A 2,704-nucleotide genomic window follows, 5' to 3' on the forward strand; every position below is an offset into this window, starting at 1 on the left:
AGCAGCGGCGCGCGCCCGCATCGAGCTTGCCCAGCACCAGCGGGCGGCGCGCTGTCCGGCAGGTTATAGAACAGGGTGCGGATCTGCTGTTCCACCACCGGCCCCTTTTCCTCGATGACGAGGATTTCCCGCAAGCCCGCCTTGAACTGCGCCAGGCGCTGCGCTTCCAGCGGAAAACTCAGGCCTACTTTGTACAGGCGCACGCCGGCGCGCTCCAGCACATCGAGGCTCAAGCCCAGGCGCCGCAGCACTTCCAGCACGTCCAGGTGCGCCTTGCCGCAGGTAACGATGCCGATATCGGCTTGCGGGCTGGGGCACAGCAGGCGGTCGATGCTGTTGGCGCGCGCGAACGCGTGCACGGCGGCCAGCTTGTGCGCGTGGCGCGTCTCGATGGGCAGGCCGGGCAGGTCGGGCCAGCGGTAATGCAGGCCGCCAGCCGGCGCGCTGTAGTCGGCCGGCTGGTCGAAGCGGGTGTGCAGGGCATCCAGGTCGACCGTGGCGCCGCTTTCCACCGTTTCGGAAATGGCCTTGAAGCCCACCCACATGCCGGAAAAGCGCGACAGCGCCCAGCCGTACAAGCCGAATTCCAGGTATTCGGCGATGCTGGCCGGATTGACGATGGGCATGCTCCACGCCTGCATGGCGAAATCGCTCTGGTGCGGCATCGACGAGGAAACGCAGCCGTGGTCGTCGCCGGCCACCACCAGCACGCCGCCGTGCGGCGAGGAGCCATACACATTGCCATGCTTGAGCGCATCGCCGGCCCGGTCCACGCCCGGTCCCTTGCCGTACCAGAGCGCAAATACGCCCTCGGCCGTGCGCTGCGGGTCGGTCTCGACCTGCTGGCTGCCCAGCACGGCGGTGGCGGCCAGCTCTTCGTTGATGGCGGGCAGGAAGCGGATCTGCTGCGCTTCCAGCAGGGTGCGCGCGCGCCACAGGGCCTGGTCGTAGCCGCCCAGCGGCGAACCGCGGTAGCCGCTGATGAAACCGGCCGTGTTCAAGCCCCGCTCGCGGTCCAGCCAGCGCTGCATCAGCGGCAGGCGCACCAGGGCCTGGGTGCCGGTGAGAAAAACGCTGCCGCCGCGTGCCTGCAGGTTGTCTTCCAGCGCATACGTGCTCAGGCGTACAACGCCAGGGTCGGCCGCGACCATCTTGTCCATCACTTTCACCTGTGTTCTCCCATCGCCTTGTCGGCTTCCTAGTTGGCTTGCATGCCGCATGCACGCATGCATGCGTCGTGAGCACGCGGCCATGTCGGCGCGCCGGATACGGAGGAAGTGGCGCGCCGGCGCTGCGATGCCGGCGCAACCAAACTTTTCCGTCTATTGATATTCGTTTATCAAGATAAGGGCCACGGCGGGACGGCGCAATTCGCAAATCCTGAGTGCAGCACTCACTAACGCTGATGCGAACGCCGGCGCCCGGCGCAGGCCCCGCAAATGCGCACACCTTGCCCCTGGCATCAGTGTTTCTGATCGCCGTACTCAGGATTTGCGAGTTGTGTGGCGCGGGGCTTGGGGCTTATCGTCGGCGTCGAGATGGAAAGCCGAACGATACTTTTTTGTAAAGGCAGCACAGCTATGAGTTCACTATTGACGCGCCGTATGGCGCTGCTGGCCAACGCGGACGGACGTGCGCTGCTGGCCCGGGGATTGCGCGGCATCGAACGCGAAGCGCTGCGCGTGGACAGCCGCGGCCACCTGGCCGCCACCGCGCATCCGCTGGCGCTGGGCGCGGCCCTGACCCATCCCACCATCACCACCGATTACGCGGAAGCGCTGATCGAGCTGATCACGCCGCCCGAGCAGGACACGGCCGCCATGCTCGATGGCTACGACGCCTTGCACCGCTTCGTCTTCAGCGGCCTGGGCGACGAAATGCTGTGGAGCCATTCGATGCCGTGCCGGCTGCCCGCCGACCCGGACATCCCGATCGCCTGGTATGGCAGTTCGCACATCGGCATGCTCAAGCATGTCTACCGGCGCGGCCTGGCGCTGCGCTATGGCAAGAGCATGCAGTGCATCGCCGGCATCCACTACAACTACTCGCTGCCGCCCGAATTGTGGCAGCACCTGCGCGCGGACGAGGGCGACGGCGGCACGGCGATGCAGTTTCAGTCCGAAAGCTATGTCGCCCTGATCCGCAACTTCCGCCGCTACGGCTGGCTGCTGATGTACCTGTTCGGCGCCGCGCCGGCGCTGGCGGCGCATTTTCCGGGGCGCGGCGACTTCCCGCTGGAGCAGCTGTCGGCCGATACCGTGTACCTGCCGTACGCCACCAGCCTGCGCATGAGCGACATGGGCTACCAGAACGATGCCCAGGCCGGCCTGACGCCCGACTACAACACGCTCGACAGCTATATCACCAGCCTGGCGGCGGCGATGAACCACCCGTACCTGCCGTATGTCGAGTTGGGCACGCGGCGCGAGGGCCAGTGGGTGCAGATCAACACCAACCGCCTGCAGATCGAGAACGAATACTACTCGGCGATCCGCCCCAAGCGCGTGGCGCACAGCGGCGAGCGCCCGCTGCATGCGCTGGCCCAGCGCGGCGTGCAGTACGTGGAAGTGCGCTGCCTCGATGTCGACCCGTTCGAGCCGCTGGGCATCGGCGCGCCGACCTGCCACTTCCTCGACGCCTTCCTGCTGTTTTGCGCGTTGCAGGACAGCCCGCTCACCGGCAATGCGGAAAGCCGCGAGAACAC

The 2,704-nt window shown here is 66.6% G+C and carries 1 protein-coding gene and 1 pseudogene; one reads left to right on the forward strand and one right to left on the reverse strand.

Going from position 1 to position 2,704, the window contains the following annotated elements:
* Window positions 1-1,160, reverse strand: a pseudogene (locus JaAD80_RS27740) (pyruvate ferredoxin oxidoreductase); the annotation flags it as partial.
* Between the two features lie 420 nt (window positions 1,161-1,580).
* On the opposite strand from JaAD80_RS27740, the gene gshA reads away from it, so the two are divergent.
* Window positions 1,581-2,704: glutamate--cysteine ligase (gene gshA / locus JaAD80_RS27745; protein WP_102299354.1), on the forward strand; the 1,124-nt coding region annotated here is incomplete at its 3' end.

Origin of the sequence: Janthinobacterium sp. AD80 (genome assembly GCF_002878455.1) — a bacterium.
In the GTDB taxonomy this organism is placed as follows: Bacteria; Pseudomonadota; Gammaproteobacteria; order Burkholderiales; family Burkholderiaceae_D; genus Janthinobacterium.